15 protein-coding genes are annotated in these 15,445 nt (G+C 70.4%); 5 read left to right on the top strand and 10 right to left on the bottom strand.

Annotation, left to right across the window (positions count from 1 at the left end):
* Nucleotides 1-2,508 carry a ribonucleotide reductase gene (locus ACK41C_RS16485; RefSeq protein ID WP_409656432.1) on the bottom strand — a complete coding sequence of 836 codons (2,508 nt, stop codon included), beginning with the start codon at nucleotides 2,506-2,508 and terminating at the stop codon, nucleotides 1-3.
* A 180-nt stretch (nucleotides 2,509-2,688) separates the two neighbouring features.
* Between ACK41C_RS16485 and ACK41C_RS16480 the strand changes: the two genes are divergently transcribed.
* Both ACK41C_RS16480 and ACK41C_RS16475 read left to right on the top strand, forming a co-directional pair.
* Nucleotides 2,689-3,084 carry an NADH:ubiquinone oxidoreductase subunit NDUFA12 gene (locus tag ACK41C_RS16480; protein WP_409656430.1) on the top strand — a complete coding sequence of 132 codons (396 nt, stop codon included), beginning with the start codon at nucleotides 2,689-2,691 and terminating at the stop codon, nucleotides 3,082-3,084.
* Nucleotides 3,085-3,086: 2 nt separating this feature from the next.
* Nucleotides 3,087-3,722 (top strand): DUF2155 domain-containing protein, encoded by a 636-nt coding sequence (locus tag ACK41C_RS16475; RefSeq protein ID WP_409656428.1) that lies wholly within the window; start codon nucleotides 3,087-3,089, stop codon nucleotides 3,720-3,722.
* Here the strand turns inward: ACK41C_RS16475 and aat are convergent.
* The 4 genes from aat to ACK41C_RS16455 are packed head-to-tail and all read right to left on the bottom strand — an operon-like array spanning nucleotide 3,662 to nucleotide 6,674.
* Complete coding sequence (aat, locus tag ACK41C_RS16470; protein WP_409656426.1) at nucleotides 3,662-4,309, bottom strand: leucyl/phenylalanyl-tRNA--protein transferase; 648 nt, start codon at nucleotides 4,307-4,309, stop codon at nucleotides 3,662-3,664. The genes ACK41C_RS16475 and aat overlap by 61 nt on opposite strands.
* A gap of 46 nt (nucleotides 4,310-4,355) precedes the next feature.
* Nucleotides 4,356-5,705, bottom strand: coding sequence for an acetyl-CoA carboxylase biotin carboxylase subunit (gene accC, locus ACK41C_RS16465; protein WP_409656424.1), 1,350 nt, complete (start codon nucleotides 5,703-5,705; stop codon nucleotides 4,356-4,358).
* Nucleotides 5,706-5,713: 8 nt separating this feature from the next.
* Nucleotides 5,714-6,199 carry an acetyl-CoA carboxylase biotin carboxyl carrier protein gene (gene accB, locus ACK41C_RS16460; RefSeq protein WP_409656422.1) on the bottom strand — a complete coding sequence of 162 codons (486 nt, stop codon included), beginning with the start codon at nucleotides 6,197-6,199 and terminating at the stop codon, nucleotides 5,714-5,716.
* A 37-nt stretch (nucleotides 6,200-6,236) separates the two neighbouring features.
* Nucleotides 6,237-6,674 (bottom strand): type II 3-dehydroquinate dehydratase, encoded by a 438-nt coding sequence (locus ACK41C_RS16455; RefSeq protein ID WP_409656420.1) that lies wholly within the window; start codon nucleotides 6,672-6,674, stop codon nucleotides 6,237-6,239.
* A gap of 77 nt (nucleotides 6,675-6,751) precedes the next feature.
* Here ACK41C_RS16455 and thiS point away from each other — a divergent pair, with 77 nt between their 5' ends.
* On the top strand, nucleotides 6,752-6,952 hold the full coding sequence (gene thiS / locus ACK41C_RS16450) for a sulfur carrier protein ThiS (protein ID WP_409656418.1): 201 nt from the start codon (nucleotides 6,752-6,754) through the stop codon (nucleotides 6,950-6,952).
* A gap of 2 nt (nucleotides 6,953-6,954) precedes the next feature.
* Nucleotides 6,955-7,743, top strand: coding sequence for a thiazole synthase (locus ACK41C_RS16445; RefSeq protein ID WP_409656416.1), 789 nt, complete (start codon nucleotides 6,955-6,957; stop codon nucleotides 7,741-7,743).
* Here the strand turns inward: ACK41C_RS16445 and ACK41C_RS16440 are convergent.
* The 3 genes from ACK41C_RS16440 to ACK41C_RS16430 form a co-directional block, all read right to left on the bottom strand.
* Nucleotides 7,740-9,233 carry an FAD-binding protein gene (locus ACK41C_RS16440; RefSeq protein WP_409656415.1) on the bottom strand — a complete coding sequence of 498 codons (1,494 nt, stop codon included), beginning with the start codon at nucleotides 9,231-9,233 and terminating at the stop codon, nucleotides 7,740-7,742. The genes ACK41C_RS16445 and ACK41C_RS16440 overlap by 4 nt on opposite strands.
* An 87-nt stretch (nucleotides 9,234-9,320) precedes the next feature.
* Nucleotides 9,321-11,237 (bottom strand): S9 family peptidase, encoded by a 1,917-nt coding sequence (locus ACK41C_RS16435; RefSeq protein WP_409656413.1) that lies wholly within the window; start codon nucleotides 11,235-11,237, stop codon nucleotides 9,321-9,323.
* 90 nt (nucleotides 11,238-11,327) lie between these two features.
* Nucleotides 11,328-12,554, bottom strand: a complete 1,227-nt coding sequence (locus ACK41C_RS16430) for a serine hydrolase domain-containing protein (protein ID WP_409656411.1) — start codon at nucleotides 12,552-12,554, stop codon at nucleotides 11,328-11,330.
* A gap of 67 nt (nucleotides 12,555-12,621) precedes the next feature.
* On the opposite strand from ACK41C_RS16430, the gene ACK41C_RS16425 reads away from it, so the two are divergent.
* Nucleotides 12,622-13,224: a TetR/AcrR family transcriptional regulator gene (locus ACK41C_RS16425; protein ID WP_409656409.1), complete on the top strand. Its 603-nt coding sequence runs from the start codon at nucleotides 12,622-12,624 to the stop codon at nucleotides 13,222-13,224.
* Here the strand turns inward: ACK41C_RS16425 and ACK41C_RS16420 are convergent.
* Nucleotides 13,221-13,961 (bottom strand): DsbA family protein, encoded by a 741-nt coding sequence (locus tag ACK41C_RS16420; RefSeq protein WP_409656407.1) that lies wholly within the window; start codon nucleotides 13,959-13,961, stop codon nucleotides 13,221-13,223. The two genes, ACK41C_RS16425 and ACK41C_RS16420, sit on opposite strands and share 4 nt — an antisense overlap.
* A 46-nt stretch (nucleotides 13,962-14,007) precedes the next feature.
* Nucleotides 14,008-15,432, bottom strand: a complete 1,425-nt coding sequence (locus ACK41C_RS16415) for a M48 family metalloprotease (protein ID WP_409656405.1) — start codon at nucleotides 15,430-15,432, stop codon at nucleotides 14,008-14,010.
* Nucleotides 15,433-15,445 lie beyond the last annotated feature (13 nt).

Raw genomic sequence — 15,445 nt, 5'->3', positions numbered from 1 at the left:
TCAGCCGGTCATGTCGCCGGGCGGCTGGCCGGCCCTAGCGCCGCAGGTCTCGCAGATCAGGCTCGCGCCCTTGCGCACCACCGCCACGTCGCCGCAGGCCGCACAGACGTCGGCCTCGTGCGATCCGCCGGCTGCGCCGCGCTCCTTGGCCGAGGGCAGGAAGACCAGATTGTCGGGCGCAGCCCCCCGGGCGAAGCCGCGGGAGATGAAGTGGCTCGCCGGCTGCGGCTCCTCGAACAGGCCCGCGCCCTCCTGCTTGCCGCGGCCCAGTCCGTCGGCGTTGAGCTCGCCTGGGTCGGCGTTGGCCAGGTCGTCGCGTCCCAGATAGGACACGCCGAGTTCGCGGAAGATGTAGTCGAGGATCGAGGTGGCCGAACGCACCGAGTCGTTGCCGGTCACCGGCCCCGCCGGCTCGAACCGGGTGAAGACGAAGGCGTCGACGAACTCCTCCAGCGGCACGCCGTACTGCAGGCCGATGGAGATGCCGATGGCGAAGTTGTTCATCAGCGAGCGGAAGGCCGCGCCTTCCTTGTGCATGTCGATGAAGATCTCGCCGAGTTCGCCGTCGTCGTACTCGCCGGTATGCAGATAGACCTTGTGGCCGCCGACGGCCGCCTTCTGGATATAGCCCTTGCGGCGGTCCGGCAGCTTCCGGCGGGTGCGGTCGCGCTCCACGATCCGTTCGACGATGCGCTCCTGCGGCGGCGCCTCGGCCTGGGCGACGGGTTCGCGTGAAGGGCGCGGCGGCGGTTCGGCGGCCTTGGGGATCTCGAGCTTCAGGTCGGCCGGGGCCGGCGCGCGCTTGATGCGCACCGCAAAGGCCCTGGCCGCGGCGGCGGCGGCGAGCAGTTCCTGGGCGTCGAGCGGATGGCTGTCGAAATCGAGCTCGAACTCGGCCAGCGCCGGGACCGCCAGGGCCGATCCGAGGCCGGCCAGCAGGGCGAAATAGGGCGCCGGACCCAGTTCGTCGGCCGAGCGGAAGACGCGTTGCTGGGCGGGGGTCAGGAATTCGGCCGACGACAGCTCGCCGGAGCCGAGGGCGTACTGCTCGGCCGCGGCGATCTCGTCGGCCGAGAAGCCGGCGAGCGCCAGGACGTCGAAGGCGGGATCGGCGAGGTCCGCCTCGGTGGCGCCCAGCACGTCGGTCAGGAAGCCGGCGTCGACGGCCCGGAAGGCGTCGGACAGCCGTTCGGCGAAGGGCAGGGCGGCCTCGGCCGCGGCGATCTCGTGCTCGGTGAAGCCGCGGGCGCGCAGGGCGGCGTAGTCGACGCCGGGCGCATCGGAAAGGTCGAGCTGGCCCAGCAGGCAGGCGCGCGCCTGGGCGATGTCCGCGCCCAGTACGGTCAGGCCCCGGAGCGCGGCCTCCGACAGCACCCGGGTGATCGCCCCGTCGGCGGTCTGGGCCACCGTCACCGGCCCGGTCCAGGGCGCGGCCGAGGTCGAAATCCCGCCGAGCCTGAGGGCCAGTTCGGGATCGTCGAACACCGACAGGCCGCCGTTCAGCCGCAGGCCGGAGCCCACTAGCGCCGAGGCCGCCCGGCGATAGAGGTCGCGAACCGCATCCCGCCCCGCCTCGCTGTCATAGGCCAGGCCCTGGGCCACCAGCCAGTCGGCCACGCCCGCGAGGCCCAGGGCCGCCGGCCGCTCATCGGCCAAGGCGGCAAGCGCCGTCCCGAGCAGCACCACGGCCTGATCGAAGGCCGCGCCGTCGAAGTCCTGGCCGGCGCCGAAGGCCAGCACGTCGATCGCGCCGCGGGCGCCGCCGGCCGCGCGCGCGACGCCTGCTGCGACCTCCTCGGCGACCGCCACGGCCACGGCCCCCGTTTCCCAGGCGGCGGCGGCCAGAGGGCCTTCGATCTCCGGCCGGGAGACGCAGGCGATCTCCAGGCCTTCCATGTCGCTGAACACCGGAGCCAGCGCCGTCCACTGGTCCTCGCCCGACTGCGCCAGGCCGATGGCCTCCAGGATCATGGCGTCGGTGGCGCCCGCCGCTCGGGCGGCCTCGGCGGCGCGGGCCAGGCTGGGATTGGCCGCGAGGTCGGCGCAGGCGGCCGGATCGCCTTCGCAGCGCAGGATCGCGTCCATCACCGCCTGCAGGCGGTCGGCCATCTCGCGCACGGCGGCGCGCGCCATGGCCCGGCCGCGATGTTCGGCCCGCAGGGTGGCGAGCGCCCCGGCTGCGCCGGGCTCGCCCCATCGGATCACCGGAAGCGCCGGCCCCGGGCGGGGGCCCCGCATCGCCATCTGCCCGGCCAGCATGGCCGCGCCCAGGTCGCGGCGGAAGGCGGCGCGGGCGCGGGCGGAGTCGAACAGTCCTGCGGCGTCGCCGCGCTGGACCAAGGATTCGGCGAAGCGGAAGAGGGCGGCGGGGAGGTCGGAGGCCTCATCCAGCCAGTCGAGCCAGGCTTCGACCCGCGCGTCCGTCCAGGCCGCGGGGGCCAGCACCTCGGCCACGCTCGACGCCCGTTCGAGCTGCCGTCGTTCGATCCTCGCCGTCTCGTGACGCATGTGACTCTCCCGTCGAGCGAGTCTAGGGAGCGGCGCAAGGGGCGGCAATAGATGTTGCGGTCACAGCGCCTTGTGTCCCCAAGATATTGCGGCCGTTCCGCGACATGGCGGCCGCTGGACGCGCCCGGCGCCGGCGCCTATAGTCCGCCCGCTTCGCAACCCCGTCCGGATCGCGTGAACGTGCTGAAACAACTCTTCACCTGGTGGAACGGCGCCACGCCGGGCATCCTGAATACGATCCGCCGGCGCGGGGTGTTCGTCGGCCAGGACGAACTGGGCAACAAGTATTACGAAGCCAAGGACACCAAGGACTCCTACGACGGCCGCAAGCGCCGCTGGGTGGTGTTCAACGGCTATGCCGAGGCCTCGAAGGTCTCGCCGGACTGGCACGGGTGGCTGCACCACACCTTCGAGGAGCCGCCGACCACCGCGCCGCTGAAGCGCCAGCCGTGGGAGAAGGACCACGTCCCGAACCTGAGCGGCACGGTGCACGCCTGGCGTCCCAAGGGCTCGATCGCCCGCGGCGGCGAGCGCCAGCGGGCGACCGGCGACTACGAGGCCTGGCGGCCGGAATAGCCATGGGCCGGATCCGCACCCGCGCGATCCTCACCGTCGCGCTCGCCGCCGGGGCGGGCGCGGTGGCCGCTCAGCAGCCTGCGCCCATCCAGCCGCCGCCGCTGCAACCCCCGCCCCTGAACCCACCGACATCGAACGGACCGCCGCCGGCCGAGGAAGCGCCGCCGGCCAAGGTCGCGCCCCCGCCTCCGGTGGTGGCCGCGCCGCCCATCGAGGCCCAGGAGGTGGCGCCCGCGCCGCCGCCGGCCGAAAAGGTCGCGACCAAGGCCACCGAGGAGCCGCTGAAGCGCCAGCGCTACGACGTGGCCGTGATCCAGGCGCTCGACAAGATCAGCGCCCGCTCGGTGCGTTTCGAGGCCCAGGTCGGGCAGCCGGTGCGCTATCGCAGCCTGGTCTTCACCGTGCGCGCCTGCGAACGCGCCGCGGCGGACGAGGCGCAGGACGATTCCATCGCCCACGTCACCGTCCAGTCGCAGCCCCGCTCGGCGCCCGGCAAGCCGACGCCGCCGCCCCGGCAGGCCTTCCGCGGCTGGATGTACGCCTCCTCGCCCAGCCTCAATCCGCTGGAACACCCGGTCTACGACGCTTGGCTGATCACCTGCAGGGCGCGTTCGCCGGAGGCCGTCGCCAGCCGCTGAAAATCCCCCTGGACTTGTAGGGCCGCGGCCAGCCGGCGGTGATATTCGCGGCGGGGGATCTCCACGGCCCCGAACTGGCGCAGGTGCTCGGTCATGAACTGTGCGTCGAGCAACCGGTAGCCGCCTTCGATCAGGCGGGCGACGAGGTGGACCAGCGCCACCTTCGAGGCGTCGGTCGCTCGGCTGAACATGCTCTCCCCGAAAAAGGCGCCGCCCATCGAGACGCCGTAGAGCCCGCCGACCAGTTCGCCCTCCTTCCAGCATTCGACGCTGTGGGCGTGGCCGATCTCGAACAGGCGGCCGTACAGCCGCTCGATGGTGGTGTTGATCCAGGTCTCCGCCCGCCCCGGCATGGCCTCGGCGCAGGCGGCGACCACCTCGGCGAATGCGCTGTCGACCCGCACCTCGAAGGGCTCGCGGCGGACCGTCCGCGCCAGCCGCCGCCCCACGTGGAAACCGGCGAGCGGCAGCACGCCCCGGCGCTCCGGGTCGATCAGGAAGATCCGCTCGTCGTCCCGCGCGTCGGCCATCGGGAAGACGCCCCGGGCGTAGCAGTCCAGGAGTTCGTGCGGGCCGAACGGCTTCATGACCCCACCCCATAGGCCCTGGCCGAAGCCGGGGCCAGGGCGTAGCTCAGGCTTCCTGCTGGGCTTTGATCCAGCGTTCCAGCCAGTGGATATTGTAGTCGCCGGCCAGGATGTCGGGCTCGTGCAGCAGTTCCTGGAACAGCGGGATCGAGGTGTCGATGCCGCCCACCACCATCTCGCCCAGGCTGCGGTTCAGGCGTGCGATGCACTCCTCCCGGTCGCGGCCGTGGACGATCAGCTTGCCCACCAGGCTGTCGTAATAGGGCGGGATCGAATAGCCGGCGTAGAGCGCCGAATCGAGCCGCACGCCCAGGCCGCCGGGAGCATGGAAGTCGGTCACCTGGCCCGGCGAGGGGGCGAAGGTGCGCGGGTTCTCCGCATTGATGCGGCACTCGATGGCGTGGCCTTCGAACACCACCTCCTCCTGGGTGAAGGAGAGCGGCAGGCCCGCGGCGATGCGGATCTGCTCGCGCACCAGGTCGATTCCGGTGATCGCCTCGGTGACCGGGTGCTCCACCTGCAGGCGGGTGTTCATCTCGATGAAGAAGAACTCGCCGTTCTCGTACAGGAACTCGATGGTGCCGACGCCGAGATAGCCGATGGCCTTCACCGCATCGACCACGACCTTGCCGATCTTGGCGCGGGCGGCGGCGTCGATCACGGGGGAGGGCGCCTCCTCCAGCACCTTCTGGTGGCGGCGCTGCAGCGAGCAGTCGCGTTCGCCCAGGTGGCAGACATTGCCGAAGGAGTCGGCGACCACCTGCAGTTCGATGTGCCGCGGGGTCTGGAGATAGCGCTCCATATAGACCGCATCGTCCCCGAAGGCGGCGCGCGCCTCGGCCCGGGCGGTGGAGACGGCCTCGGCCAGGTCCTCTTCGGTCTTGGCCACCTTCATGCCGCGCCCGCCGCCGCCGGCGGCGGCCTTGATCAGCACCGGAAAGCCGATCTCCTTGGCCGCGGCGAAGGCCTGTTCCTCGGTGGTGACGGCGCCGTCGGAGCCGGGCACCACGGGGATGCCGGCCTCCTTCACCGCCTGCTTGGCGGTGATCTTGTCGCCCATCATCCGGATGTGCTCGGCCTTGGGCCCGATGAAGGTGAAGCCGTGGGCGGTTACGATCTCGGCGAAGCGGGCGTTCTCCGACAGGAAGCCGTAGCCGGGATGGATGCCTTGCGCCCCCGTGATCTCCGCCGCGGCGATGATCGAGGGGATGTTCAGATAGGACTTGGCCGCCGGCGCCGGGCCGATGCAGACGCTCTCGTCGGCCAGCCGCACCCACATGCTGTTGGCGTCGGCCTCGGAATGCACCGCGACCGTGGAGATGCCCATCTCCTTGCAGGCGCGGTGGACCCGCAGCGCGATCTCGCCGCGGTTGGCGATGAGGATCTTCTCGAACATCGAGACGCCTATTCGATCACGACCAGGGGCTCGCCGAATTCGACGGGCTGGGCGTCGGAGACGAGGATCTCGACGATCCGGCCGCCCTTCGGCGCCGGGATCGGGTTCATGGTCTTCATGGCTTCCACGATCAGCAGGGTCTGGCCGGCGGTGACCGTGTCGCCCACCTTCACGAAGGGCGGGGCGTCGGGCTGGGGCTGCAGATAGACCGTGCCGACCATGGGCGAATTGACGACGTCGCCGTTGCGGCGCGCTTCCGGCGCAGCTTCGGCCGCGGCCGCGGGGGCTGCTGCGGGCGCGGTGGCGACCGCCGGGGCCGGGGCGTAGTGGATCGGGGCCGGGGCGGCCGTCAGGCTCTTGGCGACGCGGATCTTCAGGCCGTCGCGCTCCACCTCGATCTCGGAGAGGCCGGTGTCGGTGAGGATGTCGGCCAGTTTGCGCACCAGGCGCGCGTCGATCGGATCGGCGGCGGGAGCCTTCGGACTGCTAGCCATACTTTATTCCTCGAACTTGTTCTTCTGATGCGGGGCTTCAGCGGGCCAGACCCGCGGCGGCCTCGACGGCCAACTCGTAGCTCGCCGCGCCGAAGCCGGAAACGACGCCGGTCGCAGCCAGGGACACATGGGTTTCGCGGCGGAACGCCTCGCGCGCCGCGGGGTTCGAAAGGTGGCACTCGACGATCGGGATATCGAGCATCTTCAGCGCGTCGAGCAAAGCCACGGAGGTGTGACCATAGCCGGCCGGATTGATCACCAGCGCGCAGGCCTGCGTGCGGGCTTCCTGCACCCAGTCGATCAGCTCGCCCTCGTGGTTGGTCTGGCGGAAGACGATCGCGCGTCCCAGATCGCCCGCACGGCGCTCGCATCGGCTGCGGACGTCGTCCAGGGTCTCTTTTCCGTAAATCTCCGGCTCGCGGACGCCCAGGAGGTTGAGATTGGGCCCGCTCAGCACATAGATCGGTTTCGACATTCGGCTCCGCCGTCGATTCCGGCGTCTTGTATCGTCCGGCGGCAGGCGTCACAAGCACGAGGCTTCACGAGGCGGTCATGATCCTCACCATCAACGGCGAGCCGCGCACCTTCGGGCCCTTGAGCGACCTGGCCGCACTGGTCGCCGCCCTGGGGCTCGATCCGCGCAAGGTGGCGGTCGAACGCAATCTGGAGATCGTCCCCAGATCGGCCTATGCAGCCACGGCGCTCGCCGACGGCGACCGCATCGAGATCGTGCAATTCGTCGGAGGCGGCTGAAGATGGACGGAGCGACCCACCCCGAGGAGACGTGGAGCGTCGCCGGGCGCACCTTCCGCTCGCGCCTGATCGTCGGCACCGGCAAGTACAAGGACTACGCCCAGAACGCCGCAGCGGCGGAGGCGGCGGGCGCCGAGATCGTCACCGTGGCCCTGCGGCGGGTGAACCTGTCCGATCCCAGCCAGCCCATGCTGGTCGACCACGTGAAGCCCGACCGCTTCACCTTTCTGCCCAACACCGCCGGCTGCTACACCGGCGAGGAGGCGGTGCGCACCCTGCGCCTGGCGCGCGAGGCCGGCGGCTGGGACCTGGTCAAGCTCGAGGTGCTGTCGAACACCAGGCATCTGCTGCCCGATATGGAAGAGACCCTGCGGGCCCTGAAGCTGCTGATCGCCGACGGCTTCCAGGTGATGGTCTATTGCAGCGACGATCCGGTCTATGCGCAGAAGCTGGAAGACGCGGGCGCCGCGGCGATCATGCCGGCGGCTGCGCCGATAGGCTCCGGGCGCGGCATCCAGAACTTCCTGAACCTGGCGCTCATCATCGAGCAGGCCAAGGTGCCGGTGCTGGTGGACGCGGGCGTCGGCACGGCGTCCGACGCCGTCCAGGCGATGGAGATGGGCTGCGACGCGGTGCTGATGAACACCGCCATAGCCGAGGCCAAGGACCCGATCCGCATGGCGCGGGCCATGAAGCACGCCGTCATCGCCGGGCGTGAGGCCTACATCGCCGGCCGGATGCCAAAGCGCACGTACGCCGACCCGTCCTCGCCGTTGTCGGGCCTGATCTAGCGTCGGCCCGGCAGCAGGTCGGCCTCGGGCGAGAGGCCCACGGCCCGCATCAGCGCCGTCCGCTCCGGCCCGGGCTTGGGTGGATAGGCCGCGGCGTTGCGGCGCCTTCCCCGCGCCCAGTAGTAGAGCACCTTGGCCAGATTGTCGGGCCGCTTCAGCCAGGCGGTGGGGTGCTCCAGCATGTGGAAGCCGCGCAGGGCTTCGCGCAGCAGGTCGGGATCGGAGCGCACGGCGATGTTCACCCCGTCCTCGAGGAAGCTCTTCATCAGCCGCCCTTTCAGGCTGGGCCTCGCGCCCGGCGTCAGGGCCATCCGCGCCCGCCGGATCGCCGAGCGATCCTGGTCGCGCATCGCCAGGTAGAACGGGCGCAGCTCGCGCTCCACCGCCGCCTCGTAGGCCAGCAGGCGCTCCCCCGGATCGTCGGAAGCCACCAGGGCGTCGCGCAGCAGATAGGCCTCCACCGCCGCGAAGGAGCAGCCGCGGCCATAGAGCGGGTTGGTGCGGATCAGGTTGTCGCCGACGGCGAAATAGCCCAGCACCGCCGGCGTCTCGTCGCGGACGAAGCTGCGCCAGCGCAGGGCGAGGTCGCCCATGCCGAACACCTTGCTGGCGGGCTCGGCCGCCTCCAGCCAGGGAACGAGCCCGGGGATGGTGCGGCAGACGGCGTCGAAACGCTCCGGGTCCACCGCGGCCTTGCGAAGCTCCATCTCCAGCTCCGGCGTGGCGAGCGTGATGGAGAACCAGCCGTTGTCGGCCGGGAAGACGCCGAATTTCAGGTAGCCCAGGTCGCCGGTCGAGGGTGCGCGGGTGTTGCGGGCAGGCTCGGTGAGGCCGTCGCGCAGGCGATAGTGCCGGGTGAAATAGAGGATGCCCGAAGGCTCGGCCACCTCGGCGATCGCGGCTCCGGCCTCCACCAGCTGCTCCACGCCTGAGGCGGTGCGGCCGCCGGCGTCGATCACCACGTCGCCGATCACGTCACGCCCGCCGGCCGCGTCGGCGACCGAGACGCCCGCCACCCTCAGGCCCTCCGGGTCGTGCTGGATCAGGAGCTTGCGGACGAAGGTCTCCGAGGCGATGCGGACATTGGGATAGGTCTCCACATAGCGCCGGATCGTCAGCTCCAGGGTGGTGCGGCGGCTGGTCAGCACCACGAAGTCGCGGTCCTCCGGACGCGGGGCGTAGCGGGCCTTGTGCAGGTCGGTCAGCATCCGCTCGAAGCCGAGCTCGCGGCAGCCGGCCCGCGTCAGCTCGGCCAGCAGGGCCGGATGCTCCCTGCGCAGCACCGTGCGCAGCCGGGCCAGGAAGGCGTGCGAATGGCGCAGATGGCCGACGCCCCGGCGGTTCCAGTCGGAAAAGGCGAGCTCCGGATCCTTGCCGGGCGGCGGCGGGTCGCGCTCCAGCACCACGATGTCGCGGCCGGTCGGCGCAAGGGCGAGGGCCGTGAACAGCCCTCCGATCCCGGCGCCGATGACCAGCACACGCTCGCCCATATTGCCTCCGCACCCCCTCCGGCGGCCGGCCCTCTCAAGCGAGGTTAACCAACCGCGGGAGTCGGGGAAAGGGCGACGTGGCGGCGGCTATTCCCCGAACACCTTGCGCAGGAACAGGGTCTCGGCCTCGCGCTGGGCGTCGATGTTGGGCTTCTTGCGGAAGCCATGGCCCTCGTCCTTGGCCAGCAGCCACCAGACCTCGCCGCCGTTCGCCCGCACCTTGTCCACGACCTGCCGGCCCTCGGTCCAGGGCACGCGCGGGTCGTTGAAGCCGTGGATGACGAACAGCGGCTTGGTCATCTTCGACGTGTGGTTCATGGGCGAATCCTGCTCCAGGAAGGCCCGGATCTTCGGGTCGCGCTCGTCGCCGTACTCCACGCGCCGCAAGTCGCGGCGATAGCCCTCGGTATTGGCCAGGAAGGTCAGCCAGTTCGACACTCCGACCACCACGATGGAGCCGGCCAGGCGGTCGTTGTAGTGCGCGAGCGAGGCCAGCGACATGTAGCCGCCATAGGACCCGCCGGTGACGACCACCCGCTCGGCGTCGAGGTCCGGCTGCTGGGCGATCCAGTCCAGGATCGCGCCGATGTCGCGCACCGCGTCGTGGCGCTTCACGCCGTTGTCCAGGCTGACATAGGTCTTGCCGTAGCCGGTGGAGCCGCGGACGTTCGGCACGACCACTGCGGCTCCCAGCTCGTTGACATAGTACTGATAGGTGGAGGTGAAGCCCGGACGGGACTGGCCCTCCGGGCCGCCGTGGATGCTGACGATCACCGGCGCCTTGCCGGCGCGCTTGGGCTTATAGACCCAGGCCGGAACCTCCAGCCCGTCGAAGGAGGGCGTGCGGATCAGCTCCGGGGTGACCATCTCGGCGGGATCGAGCCCGCCCATCTCGCTGTGGGTCCAGCGGGTCAGTTCAGCAGCGTCCAGGTCCCATACCCAGACGTCCAGGGGCGAGGTCGCCTGATTGAACCTGATGGCCAGGCGCCGCCCGTCCGGCGAGAACTTGACGCCTTCCACCTCGCCCACCGGCAGCGGCGGCTGCGGCAGGGCGCGGCGGGTCACGGCGTCCTGCACCACCAGGCGCGAGCGGCCCTCCTCGTTGATGGTGTAGGCGAGGGTGCGCCCGTCGGCGGAAAGGTCGAAGTCCTCGACCTCCCATCGGCCGCCGTCGCCGACAGGTGAAAACCGCTTGGTCGCCAGATCGTACCGGACCAGCCGGGCGACCTCCGAGCCCTGGTCGGACAGCATCAGGATAGCGCGGCCGTCGGGCGTGAACTCCCCGCCGCCGTAGGCGATCTCGCTGCGGGACGGATTGATCTCGGCCGCCGCGCCGCTGGCCAGATCGAGGAGATAGCGCTTGGAGGACTGGACCGAGATGGTGCGGCCCAGCAGCAGCCTGCCGCCATCCGGCGAGAAGTCGATGGGGAAGACCGCCCCGCCGCCCTTGTGCACGGCCCGCCGACTGGCCGGATCGTCCACCTCCATCAGCATCACTTCGTAGTCGCCCGACCCCGGCGTAACCTGCGCCCAGGCGAGCCGCCGGCCATCGCGGGAGAAGACGAAGCCGAGGTTCCGCGTGCCGGGCGCGGTGAACGCCGCCTCCGCCCCCGTCAGGCTCGCCAGATAGCCCTGGAAGTATTCCGCCCCGCCCACATCGCGCGGATAGAGGAAGCGCCCGCCGCCGTTCGGCTGGGCCAAGGCGGTCATCACCGGTTCGTCGAAGAAGGTGAGCTGGGTGCGCTGTCCGCCGGGCTGGGTCACCCGGTGCAGTTGGGCGGTCTGGCCGAAGCGGGTGGAGATCAGCATCGAACCGTCGTCCAGCCAGTCCAGGAAGCGCGCCGAACGTGTATTGGAATAGCGCTGCAGCGCCTCGCGCACTTCGGGCGGGGTGACCGGCACGTTCTCCATGACGAGCTGGCCCTGTTCCCGCACCTGGGGTTGGGCCAGGACGGGCGCGGTCGAAAGCAGCGTCAGCAGCGCCGCGGCGATGATCGGTTTCATGCGCGTTCCAAAGAAAAGGGTCAGCGCCCACCCTGGCGCAATCCTGGGCGGCAGGGAACCTCCCGGCGCACGCGAAAGCCGCAAGCGCGGCTAGTTCAAGGCGTCGGTTGCCAGCCGTTGGAATTCCCCGATGGCGGCGTAGCAGCCCAACCCGACCCCCTCCATCAACTGATGCAGTTCGACCATATTGTGGGTGAGGAAGATCAGCACGCTCGCATCGTTCGGATCGGCCTGCCACCAGCCGCCATAGGCGCCCGGCCATCCGACGGAACCCGTTCCGCCGCCGCAGCGGATGGGATCGGCCAGCTCGGGCTCCACGACCACCGCCACGCCGAGGCCGAATCCGTGGCCGGCGGCGAACAGCCGCTGGCCGAACATCTGCGAATCCGCTCGCTGTTGCGGCGTGAGCCGATTGGCGGTCATGAGGCTCACGGTCTCCGGCTGCAGGAGCCGGACGCCTCCGACCGCGCCGCCCTCCGCAAAGAGCCGGGCGAAGGTCAGATAGTCGTCGAGGGTCGACCACAATCCCTGGCCGCCGGACTCATAGGCCATGCCCTCAGGGCGTTCGGGCAGGGCCGCCTCGCCCGGAACGGCGCTTCGCTTCACCAGCCGTCCGCCTGCATCGAAACCGTGATGGCCCGCGCGCCGGTCTCGCTTTTCCAGCGGGACCCGGAAGCCCGTATCCGCCATCCCCAGGGGTTCGAAGATCCGCGCCTGCATCACCTCGCCGAGCGGCGCGCCCTCCATCCGCGCGATCAGCAGGCCGAGCAGGTCGGTGGAGCGTCCGTAGTGGAAGAGGGCCCCCGGCTGGTCGATCAGGGGCAGGGCGCCCAGGCGGGCGATCCACGCGTCGGGCGGAACTTCGCTGTCGATGTCGCCGCCCAGGGCCTCGGCATAGGCCGCCGCAATGGGGCCGGCGTGGAAATCGCCATAGGTCAGGCCCGCCCGGTGGGTGAGCAGGTCCTCGAAGGTGATCTGCCGATGGGCGGGGGAGGCGTCCCCAAGCGGGCCTTCCGGATCACGCAGCACGCGCATCTCGGCGAATTCCGGCGCCCAGCGTGCGATGGGATCCTCCAGCGCGATCCGGCCGTCCTCCATCAGCATCAGGGCCAGGACCGAGGTGATCGGCTTGGTCAGGGAGGCGATGCGGAAGAGGGTGTCGCTTGTCGCCGGCGCGCCGGTCTCGATGTCCCGGCTGCCTGCGCACCAGGTCAGCGCCGGCCCGCCGGCCCGCCAGGCCGACGCCGCCGCGCCCGCCAGCTCGCCGGCGGCGATACGGCTTGCCAGCGCGTTCGCGACCGGATCGGCGCCTGTCATGACCGCCTCCAAAAAATAATCTAATTATAAAATAGTGACGCTACAGCGTGAGAGTCCAGAGGGACGCATGACGAAAGAGACCCAGCTCCGCGGCCGCCCCAAGGGCGCCAAGCGGGCCCGCACCCGGGCCAGGCTGCTGGACGCGGCCCTGGAGCTGACCCGCGAGCAGGGGTTCGAGCGCACGACCCTGCAGGACGTGGCGCGACGGGCGGGCATGACCACCGGCGCCATCTACGGGAACTTCCGCAACCGGGATGAACTCTTCATGGCCCTGGCGCAGCGCCAGTGGGCGCCTATTCAACCCCGTTTCCGGCCTGGGGCGAGCTTTGCGGAGATCATGCACGCCGTCGCCGAGGCCGTGTTGGCTGCCGCGCCCGACCGCCGCGCCGCGGCCGTAGGGGCGCTCACCTATCGCGCCTATGCGCTCAAGCACGAGGATGTGCGCCGACAGTTCCGCGACGCGATGGCCGAAGGCTACGAAGCTGGCGCGGCCTGGTTCGAAACCGTGGTCGCGGCCGAGGATCTTCCTATGCCGGCCGAGACCCTGGTGCGCGTCATCGACGCCCTGATCGAGGGATTGTTTTTCCAGCGCTTCCTGACGCCGGAACTCGTCCCTGACGAGGTGGTCTACGCCGCCTTCGGGGCGCTTGCGGGGAAAGGCCGCGCTTAGGAAAGGTCCGGGTTCGGCGCGGCCTTCAGCTCGCCGCCCTTGGCCTGGGCGATGGCGGCGCGCAGGGCGGGGATGTCGGCGCCCGGGATCATCCTGTCGCCAACCACGAAGGCCGGGGTGCCCTCGATGGCGAGCGCCTGGGCGAGCGCCCGGACATCGGCGATCTGCTTGTCGATCTCAGGGGTGGAGCCGCCGGCCTTGGCCGCCGCCGGATCGACGCCGATGGCGCGCAGGTGGCGGTCGATGGCGGCTTCGTCCAGCGACTTCTCGGCCATGAAGCGGCGATAGAGCTCCAGCGTCTTCGGCTTGGCCTGGGGCGAGAGCGCCACCCGGGCGGCCAGGTCCGAGACGCCCCCGAAGATCGGGAACTCCTTGAAGACGAACCGGACGTCCGGGTTCTCCTCGATGATCTGCAGGATCTCCGGCGCGGTCACCTTGCAGTAGCCGCAGCGGTAGTCGAAAAACTCCACGACGGTGATCTTGCCGTCCGGATTGGCCACGAAATCGCGCGGGTCGCGCTCCAGCGCCTCGCGATGCTTGGCGAGGCCCGCGCGGGCCACCTCGGCGGCCTCGGCCAGCCGCTTCTCCTGCAGCTTCTGGACCGCCTCCTCGATCACCTCGGGATGTTCGAGCAGATAGGCCCGCACCCGGTTCCCGAAGGCGTCGTCGGCGCGGCCGCAGCCGGCGGTGAAGAGGGCGACGGCCAGGGTCAGGCCAAGGACGAGGGCGCGTTTCATCCGCCGCAGATAGGACAGGCGGAGCGATTTGCGAAGGGGCGACGGATCAGCGCGTGGTGGGGCGCGTCACCGCGCCTTCGCTCGCAAGCTCCTTCAAGTCCTCGCGGCTGGGCTTGGAGGTGAGCACGATGTCGGTGGCCCGGCGCCATTCCGGCGTGTCCTTCTCCAGCATGTCGCGGGCGCGCATGGCGAAGACCCGGGCCTGGGTCGTATCCTTGACCGCAAAGAAGTATTCGCTGGTCGCGAGCCGGGCGAGGCCGTCCTTGCCCTGCTTGTCGTAAGCCTGGGCGAGCAGGCGCCAGGCCACGGCGTTGTCGTGCTCCTGGGTCAGGGCCTTCCGCAGCTCGGAAACCCCTTCCTCGACCTTGGCCTCGTCGTCGAGCGCGATCAGGGTCTGGCCGAGATTGATGCGCAGCAGGGGCGCCTCCGGCATCAGGGCGACGGACTTGCGCTGCGGCTCTTCCGCCTCGACCGCGCGGCCGAATTCGAACAGCACCTGGCCCTTCAACTCCCAGAGATAGGGGTTCTCCGGCTGCTCCTCGATGAGAGCCTCGATGGCCTTCAGCGCCTGGTCGGGCTGCTTCATCTGATAATAGGCGATGGCCCGGGCGTAGCGCGCAGGATAGCTCGTATCCTTCTCGCCGTATTTCACGATGGCCACGGTGGGGTTGAGGAAGCCGTCCAGCTTGGCCCGCATGATCGCGTGCTCGGCCAGGGCTTCGGGCGTGTCGGTCTGGTCGTAATAGCGGCCGCCCTCCACGCGGTGGCGCAGGGCCTCGATCCGCGAGGACGAGATCGGGTGGGAGCGGAAATAGGCGAACCGGCGCGCTTCCTGGAAGACCTCCTGGTAGCGGAACTTCTCGAAGAACTCGACGAGCCCTTTGCCGGAGAGGCCGGCCCGTTCCATCAGGTTGGCGCCGGCCTGGTCGGCGCGGCCTTCCTGCTCGCGGGAATAGCCCATGGCGCCCAGAGTGCCGAAATAGTTGGCGCTGCCCACCAGGCCCGCCGCCGCGTCCGGCGCGCCGGCCAGGGCGGCCAGCACGCCCAGGCCCATGGTCAGCAGGAAGGGCCGCATGCCCGCGGCGTTCAGCTCACCGCGGCGGGCGCTGTGGCCGGCGGCCAGGTGGCCCACCTCGTGAGCGATCACGCCTTGCAGTTGGTTGGGCGTGTCGGCCTCCAGGATCAGGCCGGTGAACACGCCCATGGTCGAGGGCGCGGCGAAGGCGTTCAGCTCCTTCGAGCCGATCAGCAGGATCTCGATGGACTTCGAATCGATGCCCGCCGCCTTGAAGATCGGCTCGGAATTGGCCCGCAGGATCGCCTCGATCTCGGTGTCCCGGATCAGGGTCAGGCCGTCGTCCTCCCGCGCCTGGGCCGGCGCGGCCGGCAGGGCGAGGCTCAGGGCGGCTAAAGCCGCCAGCGCCGAGCGGGCGAACCTCCGGAAGGACCTGGGACGGGCAGGGGCGGCCATGCCGAACAACTCC

Source organism: Phenylobacterium sp., assembly GCF_046290725.1.
Classification (GTDB): domain Bacteria; phylum Pseudomonadota; class Alphaproteobacteria; order Caulobacterales; family Caulobacteraceae; genus Phenylobacterium.
This window is presented reverse-complemented; position numbering and strand designations above follow the sequence as displayed.